The sequence below is a fragment of the Streptomyces sp. SAI-127 genome (assembly GCF_029894425.1).
In the GTDB taxonomy this organism is placed as follows: domain Bacteria; phylum Actinomycetota; class Actinomycetes; order Streptomycetales; family Streptomycetaceae; genus Streptomyces.
Map to the genome: position 1 here is coordinate 8,981,126 of NZ_JARXYJ010000001.1, position 15,764 is coordinate 8,996,889.

Below are 15,764 nucleotides of genomic sequence, written 5' to 3' on the forward strand. Positions count from 1 at the left end.
CCCTCACCCCACCCCCACACCCCTCACCCGTGCCACGACCTCCACAGCGCCGCATACGCCCCGTCCGCCGCGACGAGCTCGTCATGGCTGCCCAGTTCGCTGATGCGGCCGTTCTCGACGACGGCGATGACGTCCGCGTCGTGGGCGGTGTGCAGGCGGTGGGCGATGGCGACCACGGTGCGGCCGTCGAGGACGCGGGCCAGGGAGCGTTCCAGGTGGCGTGCGGCCCGGGGGTCCAGCAACGACGTCGCCTCGTCCAGGACCAGGGTGTGCGGGTCGGCCAGCACCAGCCGGGCCAGCGCGACCTGCTGGGCCTGGGCCGGGGTGACGGTCAGGCCGCCCGAGCCGACCTCGGTGTCCAGACCGTCGTCGAGCGCACCCGCCCATCCGTCCGCGTCGACCGCCCCGAGGGCCGCCCAGAGCTCGGCGTCCGTCGCGTCCGTCCGGGCGAGCAGGAGGTTGTCGCGCAGGGAGCCCACGAAGACGTGGTGCTCCTGGTTGACGAGGGCCACGTGCTCACGGACGCGTTCGGCGGGCATCCGGGACAGTTCCGCGCCGCCGAGGGTGATCCGGCCGTCCCGGGGCGCGTAGATCCCGGCCAGGAGACGGCCCAGGGTGGACTTGCCGGCACCCGAGGGGCCGACCAGCGCCAGCCTCGTGCCGGGGGCGACCTCCAGGGACACCTTGCGCAAGACGTCCACGCCCTCCACGTAGCCGAAGTGCACCCGGTCCGCGTGCACGTCCCGCCCGTCGGGAGCGAGCCCGGCGTCTCCACTGGAAGGCTCGATGTCCCGGACCCCGACCAGCCGGGCCAGCGACACCTGGGCCACCTGGAGCTCGTCGTACCAGCGCAGGATCAGCCCGACCGGGTCGACGAGCATCTGCGCGATCAGCGCCCCCGTCGTCAGCTGGCCGACCCCGATCCAGCCCTGGAGCACGAACACCCCGCCGACCATCAGCACCGACGAAAGGATCATCACGTGGCTGACGTTGATGCACGGGAAGAGGACCGACCGCAGCCACAGGGTGTAGCGCTCCCAGGCGGTCCACTCCTTGATCCGGCGTTCCGACAGCTCGATGCGGCGGGCGCTCAGCCGATGCGCCTCGACGGTGCGTCCGGCGTCCACGGTCTCCGCGAGCGCGGCGGCCACGGCGGCGTACCCGGCGGCCTCCGAGCGGTAGGCGGACGGCGCCCGCTTGAAGTACCAGCGGCAGCCGGCCACCAGCACCGGCAGGGCGAGCAGCACGGCGGCGGCCAGCGGCGGCGCGGTGATCACGAGCCCGCCGAGGAGCAGGGCCGCCCACACCACGCCGATCGCCAGCTGTGGCACGGCCTCGCGCATCGCGTTGCCGAGCCGGTCGATGTCCGTCGTGATCCGGGACAGCAGGTCACCGGTCCCGGCCCGCTCCAGGACGCCCGGCGGCAGGCCGACCGACCGTACGAGGAAGTCCTCGCGCAGGTCGGCCAGCATGCGCTCGCCGAGCATCGAACCGCGCAGTCGCACCTCTCGTACGAACACGGCCTGGATGATCAGGGCGATCACGAACAGCCCGGCCGTCAGCTCCAGATGGAGTTCCTTCGCCCCGTCCGACACCCGCTCGACGAGGTCACCGAGCAGCCAGGGCCCGACCATCGAGGCCACGACCGAGACGGTGTTGACGCCGACGAGGAGCGCGAAGGCGCGGCGGTGCCGGTGGAACAGTTCGGCCACGTAGGCGCGTACGGTCGCGGTGGCTCCGACGGGCAGGGTGTTCGCCGTCGTCGGTGCCGCCGGATCGTAGGCCGGTGGCGCCACGCCGATCATGCGGTCTCCTCGATCTCTTCCAGTTCGTTCAGTACGTCGTTGAGGGCGGCCTCTTCGTCCGTCTCGCGGGTGACGACCGCCCGGTACCGCGGTTCCTTGCGCACCAGTTCGCGGTGCACGCCGACGGCCGCGACCTCGCCCTCGTGTACGAGCACCACGCGGTCGGCGTGGTCCAGCAGCAGCGGCGAGGAGGTGAACACCACGGTCGTGCGCCCGGCCCGAAGGTCCCGCACTCCCTGTGCGATCCGTGCCTCGGTGTGCGAGTCGACGGCGGAGGTCGGCTCGTCCAGGACGAGCACCTCCGGGTCGGTGAACAGGGAACGGGCCAGGGCGAGCCGCTGGCGCTGGCCGCCCGACAGGGACCGCCCGCGTTCGGTGATGCGCGCGTCCATGGGGTCCTCGGCGCCCAAGGACCCCTGGACCAGGGCGGTCAGCACGTCCGCGCACTGCGCTGCCGCGAGCGCCTCCTCGGCGCCGACAGCACCCGAGGCGGGCACGTCGAGCAGTTCGCGCAGGGTCCCCGAGAGCAGAACCGGGTCCTTGTCCTGGACCAGGACGGCGGTGCGCGCCGATCCGAGCGGCAACTCGTCCAGCGGCACCCCGCCCAGCACCACCGACGTGCCCTCTTCCGAAGGGTGCCCGCCGAGGCGCTCGGCCAGCAGCCCCGCCGCGTCCGGGTCGCCGCACACCACCGCGGTGAGCCGGCCGGAAGGGGCGAGCAGACCGGTGGCCGGGTCGTACAGATCCCCGGCCGGCAGGGAGTCCCCGTCCCCGGCCCTGTCCCGCGAACCTTCGGCGGACATGGCCCGCTCCAGCGACAGCACCCGGGCGGCCCGCGTCGCCGAGGGCCGGGAGAAGGAGTACGCCATGGCGATCTCCTCGAAGTGCCGCAGCGGATAGGACAGGATCATGACCGAGCTGTAGACGGCGACCAGTTCGCCGATCTCGACGCGGCCCTGACGGGCCAGGTGGACGCCGTACCAGACGACGGCGATCAGCAGCAGTCCGGGCAGCAGTACCTGGATCGCGGCGATCAGTGACCACATCCGGGCGCTGCGCACGGCCGCGTGGCGGACCTCCTGGGAGGCCCTGCGGTAGCGGTCGAGGAAGAGTTCCTCGCCGCCGATGCCGCGCAGCACCCGCAGACCGGCGACGGTGTCGGAGGCCAGCTCGGTGGCGCGGCCGGCCTTCTCGCGCTGGAAGTCGGCGCGTCGGGTCGCCCGGGGCAGCAGCGGCAGCGCCGCGAGGGCCAGGACCGGCAGGCCCACGGCGACCACCCCGCCGAGCTGCGGCTGGTAGAGGACCATTCCGGCGCAGACCACGACGATGGTGACCGCCGCCGCGGTGAACCGCGACCAGGCCTCCACGAACCAGCCGATCTTCTCGACGTCGCCGGTGGAGACGGCCACGACCTCGCCGGCCGCGACCCGCCGGGTCAGCGCCGAGCCCAGGTTGGCGGCCTTGTGCGCCAGCAGCTGCTGGACGCGCGCGGCGGCCGTGATCCAGTTGGTGACCGCGGTGCGGTGCAGGTAGGTGTCGCCGAGCGCGCTGCCGATGCAGCACAGCGCCAGCAGGCCGCCGGCGAGGGCGAGTCGGCGACCCGAGTGGTCGACGACCGCCTGGACGGCCACGCCGACGCAGAGGGGCAGCGCGGAGATGGAGAGGAAGTGCAGCAGTCCCCAGGCAAGTGACTTGAGCTGTCCGCCCAGTTGGTTCCTGAAGAGCCACCACAGGAACCGGGAGCCCGAGCGTGCGTCGGGCACACCCGGGTCGGGATACGGAAGGTCTTGGATCTGCATGACGGTGACGTCCAGTGGCTCGTGTCAGGGGGTGAGAGGGAGCCGCACACGGCGGCTGCAAACCGTGAAAGGGTCGCGGCAGAGCGTGGTCGGAGGCAACAGGTTTTCCGCCGCGCCGTACAGAACCGGCTGCTCGCGGAATCGGCTTTCCCCTGCCCGCGGTGCGACCATGGAGCGATGCGAGGCGGAGGCGCACGACGTGCCGTGGTGACGACGATGCTCCTGGGAGCGCTGCTGATCCCCCTGGGAGGGTGCGGCGGCCCGGGCCCGGCAGGCACCGGCAACACCCGCACCAAGGCGGCCGACAAGCCCGCGGACGGACCGACCCGCGTCCCCGGCGTCGGCGACCGCCTCCAGCGCCGCATCCCCGCCGCTTCCCGCCAGGTCGTCGCGGTCTACGGCGACGGCAAGGACTCCGCGGACGCCACCGTCGTGCTCTACACCAAGCGCGGTTCCGCCTGGGACCGTGTCCGCAGCTGGCCCGCGCACAACGGCAGGAAGGGCTGGACCACCGGCCACCACGAGGGCGACAAACGCAGCCCCGTCGGTGTGTTCACGCTCAGCGACGCGGGCGGTGTGCTTCCGGACCCCGGGGCCCGGCTGCCGTACACGAGGTCCGCCGCCATCGCGGCCCCACGCTGGTGGTCCAGGTCCTACTGGCACGACTTCGACTACGTCATCGCCATCGATTACAACCGGATCGAGGGCACTCCGCCCAACAACCAGACCCGGCCCCAGGGTTACGCCAAGGGCGGCGGCATCTGGCTGCACATGGACCACGGCAGTGGTACGTCCGCCTGTGTCAGCGTGTCCAGGGCGGCGATGCGGTATCTGCTGCGCACGCTCGATCCGGACCGGCATCCCGTGGTGGTGATGGGGGACAGGGCGGACCTGCAGGCCTGAGGTCGCCGGGGGAGGCGGCATTGCGGGGGATGCCCGACTCGCCGTAGAACACGGCCATGAAGAGACGGATCGTCATGTCCATGCTCGCAGGGGCGACCCTCCTGGCGAGCACGCTGCTCGGGGCGACACCCGCCCAGCCCGCGGAGGATCCCTCCGCGGCGGCCCAATCCGCCGACCTCCCCGCCGAGTTCGGCACCGACTGGCACGACCCCGTCACCGCGGCACCACCCGTCGCCAAACCCTCTGGCAAGTCCTGCCACGTCACGGTCGCCGAAGCGCAGTTCCGCGATTTCACCCCGTACACCGGCACCTACACACCGCCCGAGGGCTGCGGCGACCGCTGGAGCAAGGTGGTGCTGCGCATGGACGGCAAGGTCAGGGGACGGCAGTTCGACCGGCTCGGGTATCTGCACATCGGCGGGGTCGAGGTGTTCCGTACGTCCACACCGCAGCCCTCGCCCGACGGTATCCAGTGGTCCGTCGAGAAGGACGTCACGCGCTACAGCGACACCCTTCGTACCGGTCACGACGTCGAGATGCTCATCGGAAACGTCGTCGACGACACGTACACCGGGATCATCGACGTGAAGGTCACGCTCACGTTCTACGAGGGGCGACAGGCCCCGGCGCCGGACCGTGTGCTGACGCTCGACGACAACACCGTCACCACCCCGCGCAACAGCGAGCGCATCCTCGCCGAGGTGTACGCCACCGGTTCGGGCGGCGGCTGCGAGGAGTACTGGTACCTGACGGTGCCGTCCGCAGCGCCGTACTCCTGCCAGGCCGACGACGGCCCCTACCGTGAGGTGCAGATCAAGGTCGACGGCCGACTCGCGGGGATCGCCGCTCCGTTCCCGACCGTATGGACGGGTGGCTGGTCCAATCCCTTTCTCTGGTACGTCGTCCCGGGCCCCCGCGCCTTCGACATCAAGCCGATCGAATACGACCTGACCCCCTTCGCCGGGATCCTCAACGACGGGCGCCCGCACCGCGTGGAGGTCGCGGTCGTCGGCGTCCCCGAGGGGCAGCCGGGCTGGAGCGCCCCCGTGAACGTCCTCGTCTGGCAGGACGCCAAGAGCGCGCACGTCACCGGGAAGCTCACCACGCACCAGAACGGCGACCTCGCCAACTCCTCGACGTACACACCGGGTTCGGAACACCGCGTGGACACCGAGGGTGACCACCGGCTCACCGTCGCCGGATATGTCGACACCTCGCACGGCCGCGTCATGACCACCGTCCGCCGCTCGCTGGCGAACACGTCCACCCACCGCTGGGGCGACGGCGAGAACCCCGACGCGCTCAAGGCGACCTGGAGGGACGACGAGTCGGTCACCGTCGACGGTCGCGGACCGGCCCGCACCACCCGCGCCCACCGCACGTACACGATGGACGGCACCACCACCATCGGCGCGGGTGACCGGCTGCGCACCGTGCTGACCCTCGGTGACCGTGCCGAGGTCACGGTGACCCGAGCGGGCCACCCCACGGCGTGGTCTCGGCTCGACGACACCTACGCGGGCGACGCCACGTACACGATCAACGTCCCGCGCGACCAGCGGCACGCGGTCGGCACGACGAGCGAGCAGTACCGGATCAGCGGTTCGGCCGGCTGCTACGACCGTTCTCTCACCACCGTCCAGGGGGTGCTGACCGGCGAACGCAGCGGCTGCTGAGGCGAGTTGTGTGCGATGCGTCACAGGCGGCGTGATTTACGCGGCTGAAACGCGACGGTCTTGCGCGCGATCAACGGCCCCTCCAGAGTGATCGCCACGGAAGCCGCTTTCCGTATCGCAGAAGTATCCCCCATGCTTCTGCGCGTCCCCCGTCGCTCAAGGAGTGCCCGTGCCGCCGTCCGTCCCGTCCCCACGACGCGTCGCACGCATACTGCGTACCTCTCTCTTCGCGCAGGTCGCCTGCGCGCTCGTGCTCGGCGTCCTCGTCGGAAAGCTGTGGCCCGGCTTCGCCTCGGACCTGCAGCCGCTCGGCGACGGTTTCACCCGGCTCATCAAGACGATCATCTCGCCCCTCGTGTTCTGCGTGGTCGTCGTCGGCATCGCCAAGGCCGGTGACCTGAAGGCGTTCGGCCGGATCGGGCTCAAGGCGCTGATCTGGTTCGAGGTCGCCAGCACCCTCGCGCTGATCATCGGTCTGGTCGCCGCCAACGTGATCCAGCCCGGCTCGGGGATGCACGTCGACCCGGCCACGCTCAACACCGCCGCCGTCGACGCCAAGACGGGCGGCGGGCACCTTCCCTCGACGACCGAGTTCATCGTCAACGCGCTGCCCACCAGTTTCATCGGCGCCTTCGCCGAGAACTCCCTGCTCCAAGTGCTCATCCTGGCCTGTCTGGTCGGCGCCGCGCTGCTGCACCTCGGCCACACCAAGGTCCCGCAGGTGCTGCCCGCCATCGAGCAGGCCCAGGAGATCATCTTCGCGGTCGTGGGCTTCGTGATGCGCCTCGCGCCGATCGCGGTGTTCGGCGCGATGGCCGTCCTGATCGGCCAGTACGGCCTCGGCGTCATCGAGACCTACGCCAAGCTGATCGTCCTGTGCTACGCGGCCGCCGCGCTGTTCATCGTGCTGCTCGCCGTCGCGCTCAAGGCGGTCACCGGGCTCAGCCTCTGGAAGTTCCTGCGCTACATCCGTGAGGAGATGCTCCTCGCGCTCGGCACCGCGTCCACCGAGTCCGTCATGCCGCGCGTGATGCAGAAGCTGCGCAAGGCCGGCGCCCGCGACGACGCGGTGGGCCTGGTGCTGCCCACCGGCTACTCCTTCAACCTCGACGGCGCCTCGCTCTACCTCTCCATCGGCACGCTGTTCATCGCCCAGGCGGTGGGCGTCGACCTCAGCCTGAGCCAGCAGATCACCGTGGTCCTGGTGCTCATGCTGACCAGCAAGGGCATGGCGGGCATCCCGGGCTCGGCCTTCCTCGCCCTGTCCGCCACGGCGTCCTCGCTGGGTGCCATCCCCGCCGGGGCCGTCGCCCTGCTCCTCGGCGTGGACCGCATCATGGACTCGATGCGCGTCGTGACGAACCTGCTCGGCAACTGCGTCGCCGTCTTCGCGGTCTCCCGCTGGGAGGGAGCGCTGGACATCGAACGGGCGAAGAAGGTGCTGGGCGGCGAGACCGTGCCCACCGTTGCGGAAGAACCGATGCCGGTCGAGCCCGCCAAGGAGCCTGCCTCCGAGGTCGGTTGACACGCCCGCGGACCAGGCCGCGGCCACCGCTCCCGTCGTACGGAGCGGTGGCCGCGGCCTGTTCGTCAGTGCTGCCCGTCCATCAGCGTGTCCAGCAATCCGCCGAGTACGTCCCGCTGCTCATCCGTCAGCGGTGCGAGGATCTCCTCCGCGGCGGCCCGGCGCACATCCCTCAAGCCCTGAAGGGTTTTGAGACCGTCCTCGGTCAGTTCTATGCGGATCACCCGGCGATTGGCCGGATCGGGCACCCGGCGCACCTTGCCGCTCGCTTCCAGCCCGTCGACGAGCGTGGTCACCGCACGCGGAACCACCTCCAGCCGCTCCGCGAGATCGGCCATGCGGGGTGGCGTCTCCCAGTGCGCGAGGGTGCGCAGCAACCGGGACTGGGCCGGAGTCACGCCGAGACCGCGCTCATGAAGCTGGCGCTTCTGGATGCGGTGCACCCGGCGCGTGAGCCTGAGCAACTGCTCGGCGAGCAGGCTGTCGGAATCGGACGTGTTCATGCGGGAACAATATCAGGACCTAATTCATTGTGAGCATAGGTAACAATGAGCTAGGCTCCGCTGGTCCTCATCGCCTCACCCTCCGTAGGAGACCATGCCCCGCGATCACATCGACTGGACCCCCACCCCGGGCACCTCGACCGACCAACCCCGTCAGGTGCGCCGCATCCTCCGGCTCTTCAAGCCCTACCGCGCCAAGCTCGCCGTGGTCGGCCTGCTGGTCGGCGCCTCCTCCCTCGTCACCGTGGCCACCCCGTTCCTGCTGAAGGAAACGCTGGACGTGGCCATCCCCGAGGGCCGCACCGGACTGCTCAGCCTGCTCGCGCTGGGCATGATCCTCAGTGCCGTCCTCACCGGCATCTTCGGCGTCCTGCAGACCCTGATCTCCACGACGGTCGGCCAGCGCGTCATGCACGACCTGCGCACCGCGGTCTACGGCCGCCTGCAGCGCATGTCGCTCGCGTTCTTCACCCGCACCCGCACCGGCGAGGTGCAGTCGCGCATCGCCAACGACATCGGCGGCATGCAGGCCACGGTCACCTCGACCGCCACGTCCCTGGTCTCCAACCTGACCAGCGTCATCGCCACGATCGTCGCGATGATCGCCCTCGACTGGCGCCTGACCGTCGTCTCGCTGCTGCTGCTCCCGGTGTTCGTGTGGATCAGCCGCCGGGTCGGCAAGGAACGCAAGAAGATCGTCACTCAGCGCCAGAAGCAGATGGCCGCGATGGCCGCGACCGTCACCGAGTCGCTCTCCGTCAGCGGCATCCTGCTCGGCCGCACCATGGGCCGCTCCGACTCGCTCACCCGGTCCTTCGCCGACGAGTCCGAGGGGCTGGTCGACCTCGAAGTGCGGTCGAACATGGCCGGCCGCTGGCGCATGGCCGTCATCGGGATCGTCATGTCCGCGATGCCCGCCATCATCTACTGGACCGCGGGCTTCGCCCTCCAGACCGGCGGCCCGGACATCTCCATCGGCACCATCGTCGCCTTCGTCTCGCTCCAGCAGGGCCTGTTCCGTCCGGCCGTGAGCCTCCTGTCGACCGGCGTCCAGATCCAGACCTCGCTCGCGCTCTTCCAGCGCATCTTCGAGTACCTCGACCTGCCGATCGACATCACCGAGCGGGAGGACCCGGTCCACCTCGACCGCGTCAAGGGCGAGGTCCGCCTGGAGGACGTGGAGTTCCGATACGACGACGATGACAAGCGCGGTCCCATACTCGGCGGCATCGACATCGACGTCCCCGCGGGCAGCAGTCTCGCGGTCGTCGGCCCGACCGGCGCCGGCAAGTCCACGCTCGGCTATCTCGTCCCGCGGCTCTACGACGTGACGGGCGGCCGGGTCACCCTCGACGGGGTCGACGTCCGCGACCTCGACTTCGACACCCTGGCGCGCGCCATCGGGGTCGTCTCCCAGGAGACGTACCTCTTCCACGCCACGGTCGCCGACAACCTCCGGTTCGCCAAACCGGACGCGACCGACGAGGAGATCGAGCAGGCGGCGCGGGCGGCCCAGATCCACGAGCACATCGCCTCGCTGCCGGACGGGTACGACACGGTGGTCGGCGAGCGCGGCCACCGGTTCTCCGGTGGTGAGAAGCAGCGCCTGGCGATCGCCCGGACCATTCTGCGAGACCCGCCCGTGCTCATCCTGGACGAGGCGACCAGCGCGCTGGACACCCGGACCGAGCATGCCGTGCAGGAGGCCATCGACGCGCTCTCGGCCAACCGCACCACCCTCACCATCGCGCACCGCCTGTCCACCATCCGCGACGCCGACCAGATCGTGGTCCTCGACTCCGGCCGGGTGGCCGAACGCGGTACGCACGAGGAACTGCTGGAACAGGACGGACGGTACGCGGAGCTCGTACGCCGGGACGCCCGACTGGACCCTGCACACGGGGACGCACAGCTGGAACCGACCAGCTGAACCGAACCCGACAAGCCGAAGATATGCCTGGTTTATGACGATATGCGGGTTACCGTGCCCGCATGCACAAGAACACTCCGCCACGGAGCACGATTCGACTGACGCGCCGGGGCCGATTCGTCCTCATCGCGACCGGGGCCGTCGTGGCAGGCACCGCCGTGGCGGTACCGCTGCTGAGCCTGGAGAGCGAGGGGGAGAGGAAGCCCGCCACGCTGGTGATCCCGGAGGGCTGGCGGGCCGGACAGATCTACGACGCCGTGGACAAGGCCCTCGCCCAGCCCCCGGGCACCGCCAAGAAGTCCGTGGCCAAGGTGCACCTCAAGCTGCCCAACGAAGCGGAGGGCAACCCGGAGGGTTACCTCTTCCCGGCGACGTATCCGCTGGAGCGCAACGGGAGGAAGACGACGCCCGAGGGGCTGCTCTCGTTCATGGTCGACACCGCGAACCGGAAGTTCAAGGGCGCCCCCGTCGCGGCCGGCGCCCAGCGCAACGCGATGAACGTCTACCAGGCCGTCACCATCGCGAGCATCATCCAGGCGGAGGCCGCGACCAGGGCCGACATGGGGAAGGTGGCCAGGGTCATCTTCAACCGCCTGGAGCGCGGGATGCCGTTGCAGATGGACTCCACCATCAATTACGCGCTGAACCGCTCCACGCTGAGAACGACCAGCGCCGACCTCAAGATCGAAAGCCCCTACAACTCGTACCAGCGCATGGGTCTGCCGCCGACCCCGATCGACAACCCGGGCGAGGACGCGATGCGCGCGGCGATCAGCCCGCCCCCGGGGGACTGGCTGTACTTCGTGACGGTCAAGCCGGGGGACACCCGCTTCACGAACAGCTTCGAGGAACACCGGCGCAACGTGGCCGAGTTCAACAACAACCAGAAGAAGTCGGCCAAGGCGGGGTGACGGTGACGGAGCGTCAGGCAGCGACCGGTTCCGTCGTCAGCAGCCGCCTGATGTCGCGCACGGCCGCACGGCCCGCGCGGTTGGCGCCGATGGTGCTCGCCGACGGGCCGTAGCCGACGAGATGGACCCGCGGGTCGGCGACCGCGCGCGTGCCCTCGACCCGGATCCCGCCACCCGGCTCGCGCAGCTTCAGCGGAGCAAGGTGATCGATGGCGGCCCGGAACCCGGTCGCCCAGAGGATCACATCGGCCTCCAGATGCCGCCCGTCGTTCCACTCCACACCCTCGGGAGTGATCCGGTCGAACATCGGCTGCCGGTCCAGGACCCCGTCCGTGATCGCCTGCCGGACCGCGTCGTTGAGCGGAAGCCCGGTCACCGACACCACGCTCTTCGGCGGCAGCCCCTGCCGTACCCGCTCCTCGACGAGCGCCACGGCCTCCCGGCCGACGTCCTCGCTGAAGGGGCCCTCGCGGAAGACGGGCTCACGCCTGGTCACCCACGTGGTGGCGGCCGCATACGGGGCGAGCTCCATGAGGTGCTGGGTGCCGGACGCGCCCCCGCCCACCACGACCACCCGCAGCCCGGCGAACGCCTCGGGCCCCGGGTACTGCGCGGTGTGCAACTGCCGCCCCCGGAAGGTCTCCTGGCCGGGATAGCGCGGCCAGAACGGCCGGTCCCAGGTGCCGGTGGCGTTGATCAGCGCCCGTGTCGACCAGGTCCCGTCCGAGGTCTCGACGAGCAGCCGCCCGTCGTCGCCCTCGCGTACGGCACGGACGTCGACGGGCCGCCGTACCCGAAGGTCGAAACTGCGCTCGTACGCCGTGAAGTACTCGGCGATCACCTCCGCCGACGGCCGTTCCGGATCGGCGTCGGTGAGTTCCATCCCCGGCAGCGCGTGCATGCCGTGGACCTTGCCGTACGTCAGCGAGGGCCACCGGAACTGCCAGGCGCCGCCGGGGGCGGGGGAGTGGTCCAGCACCACGAAGTCGCCTTCCGGCTCGAAACCGGTCCGGCGCAGGTGATAGGCGCTGGACAGACCGGCCTGACCAGCGCCTATGACGACTACCTCGACCTCGCGGAAGTTGTTCACCTTTCTACCAACGGTGCGGAGGCCCTGGATCTTCCCGCGCGCCCGCAGGGGCCGGTGACGTCGTCAGACCGTGTCAGTCCGTCTCCGAGGGGCGGGGCGTGGCGGTGGACGGCGGGAGGTCGCCGTTGAACCGTGCGTCCGTGAAGTCGCCGAAGTCGACCTTGCGGGGGATGAGCTTCAGCCCGGTGAAGGTGTCCGCGATCTCCTGTTCGGAGGCGATGAGCCGCTGGTCCACCGCCACCGCGACCCGGGTGGTGTAGGTGCGCTTCACCGCGGCCAGCGCCACGTCCTCGGGCAGCCCGGTCTCCTTCGCCCAGACCTTCGCCCACTCCGGCTCGTGGGAGTAGACCCACTTGTAGGCGCGTCGCAGCCGCTCCAGGTAGTCGTTGATCGCGGCGACCTTCTTCTTGTCCTTCAGCGCGCTCGGCGCCGCCACCTGGAAGGTGAGGCCGTTGGTGACGCCGTCCCCGGTGGTCAGCACGCGACCCTGCTTCGCCTGGAGGATCTGCGAGGTGTACGGGTCCCACACCGCCCACGCGTCGACCTTGCCGGAGGTGAACGCGGCCAGGGCGTCGGCCGGCTGGAGGTACTTGACCTTCACGTCCCCCAGGCCGAGCCCGGCCTTCCTGAGGGAGGCGACCAGTTGGTAGTTGGCGGACGAACCCTGCGCCACGGCGACGGACTTGCCCTTCAGCTGCGCCGGACCGGTCAGCTTGGAGTCGTTCGGTACGAGGATGGCGTCACCCTTCGACGTACCGTGCCAGGCCGCCACCACCGTGATCTTCGAGTCGGCGCCGGCCGCGAACACCGGCGGGGTGTTGCCGACGCCGCCGATGTCGACGGCCTTGGCGTTGACGGCCTCCAGAAGCGGCGGGCCGGAGGTGAAGGTCGACCACTTGATCTTGTAGTCGAGGTTGTCGAGCTCCCCGGCGGCCCGCAGGATCGCCTCCGAACCGCCCTTCTGGTCACCGACGTTAAGCGTGAGCGAGCCCTTGCCGTCGGTGTCGGAGCCCGTGCCGGCGGTGGCGTTTCCGCCGCAGGCGGTGAGCAGAAGGGCGAAGGGGAGGAGCAGTGCGGCGGGGGCGAGGCGACGTCGCATGGGGGATCCGTTCTGTGGAACTTGACTTGTAGAAAGGGGGGAGTTCAGGCGGCTGCGGTGTCGACGCCCAGGCGCTCCAGGAGCTGGCCTCGGATTTCCGCGAACCGGGGATCGGCGATGTCGCGCGGCCGGTCGAGGTCGATCGTCTGCTCGTGCGCGATGACGCCCTCGTCCATGACCAGGACCCGGTCGGCGAGCAGCACGGCCTCCTCGACGTCGTGCGTCACGAGCAGCACCGCGCAGCCGCGCCGCTGCCACAACTCCCCGACCAGACGCTGGGCCTTGATCCGGGTGAGGGCGTCGAGCGCGCCGAACGGCTCGTCCAGCAGCAGGAGATCGGGCTCACGCACCAACGCCCGTGCAAGCGAGGCGCGTTGGGCCTCACCACCGGAGAGGGTCTTGGGCCAGGCGTCCGTGCGGTGGCTCAGGCCGACCTCCCCCAGGGCCTGGTCGGCGACGGCGCGCGCGGGCTTGCCCGGCAGGCCGAGCAGGACGTTGCGCCACACCTTCTTCCACGGCATCAGCCGGGGTGCCTGGAAGGCGACGGCCTTGCGGCGCGGAACCAGGACGGTGCCCTCGATGTCCCGGTCGAGTCCGGCGAGGATACGCAGCAGGGTGGACTTGCCACAGCCGCTGCGGCCCAGCAGGGCCACGAACTCGCCTGCGCGGACGTCGAGTCGGAGATCGTCGATGACGGCACGGCCGTCGAAGGAGCGGGTCAGCCCTTCGACGCGCACGGCCTGCGCGGGGCGGGGTGCCTGCGCCTTGGATGCATCAAGCTTGGACTCCTCGACAGGGGAACTCTCAGCCGTGGATTTCTCGGTCACCTGGTGGTTCACCGGCCGGTGAACGTCGGTCGCCATTGCAGCAGCAGCCTTTCGAGGGAGCGGACGACGAAGTCGGCCAGCAGGCCGAGGAAGGCGTAGACGATCAGGCAGACCACGATGACGTCGGTGCGCAGGAAGTCCCGCGCCTGCACCATCAGGAAGCCGATGCCGGAGTCCGCGTTGACCTGCTCGGCGAAGACGAGCGCGAGCCAGGAAATGCCGAGCGAGTAGCGCAGACCGGTCATGGCGCCGGGCAGTGCGCCGGGCAGGATGACATGCCGTACGAGCCCCCACCGCGAGAGCCCGAGGGACTCCCCGGCCTCGATCAGCTGGGCGTCCACGCCACGGATGCCCGCGTAGACGTTGAGGTAGAGCGGAAAGGTCACGCCGAGGGTGATGATGGCGATCTTCGGGGCCTCGCCGATGCCGAACCAGATGATGAACAGCGGGATCAGACCGACGAACGGCACGGTCCGCAGCATCTGCACCGGGGCGTCCACGATGTCCTCGCCGATCCGGAACAGACCTGAGACGAGGGCGAGTCCGGTGCCGATGAGGGCGCCGAGGAGCAGTCCTCCCGCGACCCGCTGCAACGAGGTCGTCATCGCCGAGGTCAGCGAACCGTCCGAGATCAGATCACCCGCGACCTGGGCGATACGGCCGGGGGAGGCGAGGACGTCGGCGGTCAACACGCCGGTGCTGCTGAGGAGTTGCCACAGCGCCAGCAGCAGGACCGGACCGGTGGTGCGGCGCAGCCAGCGGGGGACGCGGGTGCGGCGGGAGGAGCTGGGGACGATCGGTTCGAGGTCGAGGTCGAGGTCGAGGTCGAGGTCGGGAACGGGGCCGGGGGCAGTGGGCTCGGCGGCGTCCGGGTGGGAGGTTTCCGGAATGTCGGTTTCAGGGGAACCTGGCGGGGCGTGGCTGATGCTCATGATGCTCCACGGAGGGGGAGAGCGACCGGAGAGGGGCACGCCTCGACGCCGCCTGAACACGGCACGGATCAGCGTGCGTGCCCGTCGGCGGAACGAGGGTGCGGGAAAAGTGGGGAGGAAGGCGTCAGCAGCCGCGGCGACACGCGGCGGAGGCCACCCGCAGCAGGTCGATGTGACCGCGCGTGGTGAGCAGGACTGAACGCAACATGCGGCCGAAGCTAGCCATTCGGCGTGTCCACGGTCAATGGCGTCTCGCGGACTGGACCCGCCGTATTGCGGGGTGGTCCAGGAATGACGAGTGAATCCGGCCTCAGGGGTGAGGATGGGGGCATGGCAGACGCTTTCACCACCCGAGTCCTGAACGTCGCCTCCGGTTCGTCGGAGCGGATCGTCGACCTCACCGGCGACTGTGAGGCCTTCCTGAGGGAGGTCGCCGCAGGCCGCGACGGCCTCCTCAACGTCTTCATCCCGCACGCGACAGCCGGCGTCGCGCTCATCGAGACCGGTGCCGGCAGCGACGACGACCTCCTCGCCGCCCTGCATACCCTCCTCCCCGCCGACGACCGCTGGCAGCACCGCCACGGCAGCCCCGGCCACGGCCGCGACCACGTCCTCCCGGCGATCGTCCCGCCCCACGCGACGCTGCCGGTGGTGAACGGGCAGCTGGAGCTGGGGACTTGGCAGTCGGTGTGCCTGGTGGACACCAACAGGGACAATCCTCAACGGAAGGTGCGTGTCACCTTCCTTGCCGGTTCCTGATCAGC

The 15,764-nt window shown here is 70.2% G+C and carries 13 protein-coding genes; 6 read left to right on the top strand and 7 right to left on the bottom strand.

Going from position 1 to position 15,764, the window contains the following annotated elements; all coding sequences use genetic code 11:
• Positions 1-23: 23 nt before the first annotated feature.
• Positions 24-1,805 carry an ABC transporter ATP-binding protein gene (locus tag M2157_RS41280; RefSeq protein WP_280856017.1) on the bottom strand — a complete coding sequence of 594 codons (1,782 nt, stop codon included), beginning with the start codon at positions 1,803-1,805 and terminating at the stop codon, positions 24-26.
• Entirely contained in the window at positions 1,802-3,604 is a 1,803-nt protein-coding gene (locus M2157_RS41285) for an ABC transporter ATP-binding protein (protein ID WP_280867696.1), read from the bottom strand. The genes M2157_RS41280 and M2157_RS41285 overlap by 4 nt, the downstream gene beginning before the upstream one ends.
• 177 nt (positions 3,605-3,781) lie before the next feature.
• Here M2157_RS41285 and M2157_RS41290 point away from each other — a divergent pair, with 177 nt between their 5' ends.
• The 3 genes from M2157_RS41290 (at position 3,782) to M2157_RS41300 (ending at position 7,708) form a co-directional block, all read left to right on the top strand.
• Entirely contained in the window at positions 3,782-4,507 is a 726-nt protein-coding gene (locus M2157_RS41290) for a L,D-transpeptidase family protein (protein ID WP_280867697.1), read from the top strand.
• Between the two features lie 56 nt (positions 4,508-4,563).
• Positions 4,564-6,183, top strand: a complete 1,620-nt coding sequence (locus M2157_RS41295) for a peptide-N4-asparagine amidase (RefSeq protein WP_280867698.1) — start codon at positions 4,564-4,566, stop codon at positions 6,181-6,183.
• Between the two features lie 169 nt (positions 6,184-6,352).
• The gene (locus M2157_RS41300; RefSeq protein WP_280856013.1) at positions 6,353-7,708 is read left to right on the top strand and encodes a cation:dicarboxylase symporter family transporter; all 1,356 of its coding nucleotides are present in this window, start codon (positions 6,353-6,355) and stop codon (positions 7,706-7,708) included.
• 65 nt (positions 7,709-7,773) lie between these two features.
• On the opposite strand, the gene M2157_RS41305 is transcribed toward M2157_RS41300, so the two are convergent.
• On the bottom strand, positions 7,774-8,211 hold the full coding sequence (locus M2157_RS41305) for a MarR family transcriptional regulator (protein WP_280856012.1): 438 nt from the start codon (positions 8,209-8,211) through the stop codon (positions 7,774-7,776).
• A 94-nt stretch (positions 8,212-8,305) separates the two neighbouring features.
• On the opposite strand from M2157_RS41305, the gene M2157_RS41310 reads away from it, so the two are divergent.
• Both M2157_RS41310 and mltG read left to right on the top strand, forming a co-directional pair.
• Complete coding sequence (locus M2157_RS41310; protein WP_280856010.1) at positions 8,306-10,141, top strand: ABC transporter ATP-binding protein; 1,836 nt, start codon at positions 8,306-8,308, stop codon at positions 10,139-10,141.
• A 62-nt stretch (positions 10,142-10,203) separates the two neighbouring features.
• The gene (mltG, locus tag M2157_RS41315) at positions 10,204-11,052 is read left to right on the top strand and encodes an endolytic transglycosylase MltG (RefSeq protein WP_280867699.1); all 849 of its coding nucleotides are present in this window, start codon (positions 10,204-10,206) and stop codon (positions 11,050-11,052) included.
• Between the two features lie 13 nt (positions 11,053-11,065).
• Here the strand turns inward: mltG and M2157_RS41320 are convergent, their stop codons facing one another.
• The 4 genes from M2157_RS41320 to M2157_RS41335 all read right to left on the bottom strand — a co-directional run bounded on the left by M2157_RS41320 (position 11,066) and on the right by M2157_RS41335 (position 15,000).
• Positions 11,066-12,142: an NAD(P)-binding domain-containing protein gene (locus M2157_RS41320; protein ID WP_280856008.1), complete on the bottom strand. Its 1,077-nt coding sequence runs from the start codon at positions 12,140-12,142 to the stop codon at positions 11,066-11,068.
• Between the two features lie 73 nt (positions 12,143-12,215).
• A complete protein-coding gene (locus M2157_RS41325) occupies positions 12,216-13,241 on the bottom strand; it encodes an ABC transporter substrate-binding protein (RefSeq protein WP_280867700.1) in 1,026 nt (341 codons plus the stop codon).
• 44 nt (positions 13,242-13,285) lie between these two features.
• Complete coding sequence (locus M2157_RS41330; protein ID WP_280867701.1) at positions 13,286-14,104, bottom strand: ABC transporter ATP-binding protein; 819 nt, start codon at positions 14,102-14,104, stop codon at positions 13,286-13,288.
• A complete protein-coding gene (locus tag M2157_RS41335; protein WP_280867702.1) occupies positions 14,077-15,000 on the bottom strand; it encodes an ABC transporter permease in 924 nt (307 codons plus the stop codon). Before M2157_RS41335 ends, M2157_RS41330 begins: the two co-directional genes overlap by 28 nt.
• A gap of 330 nt (positions 15,001-15,330) precedes the next feature.
• Here M2157_RS41335 and M2157_RS41340 point away from each other — a divergent pair, with 330 nt between their 5' ends.
• Positions 15,331-15,759 (top strand): secondary thiamine-phosphate synthase enzyme YjbQ, encoded by a 429-nt coding sequence (locus tag M2157_RS41340; protein ID WP_266524271.1) that lies wholly within the window; start codon positions 15,331-15,333, stop codon positions 15,757-15,759.
• The last annotated feature ends 5 nt before the right edge of the window (positions 15,760-15,764 follow it).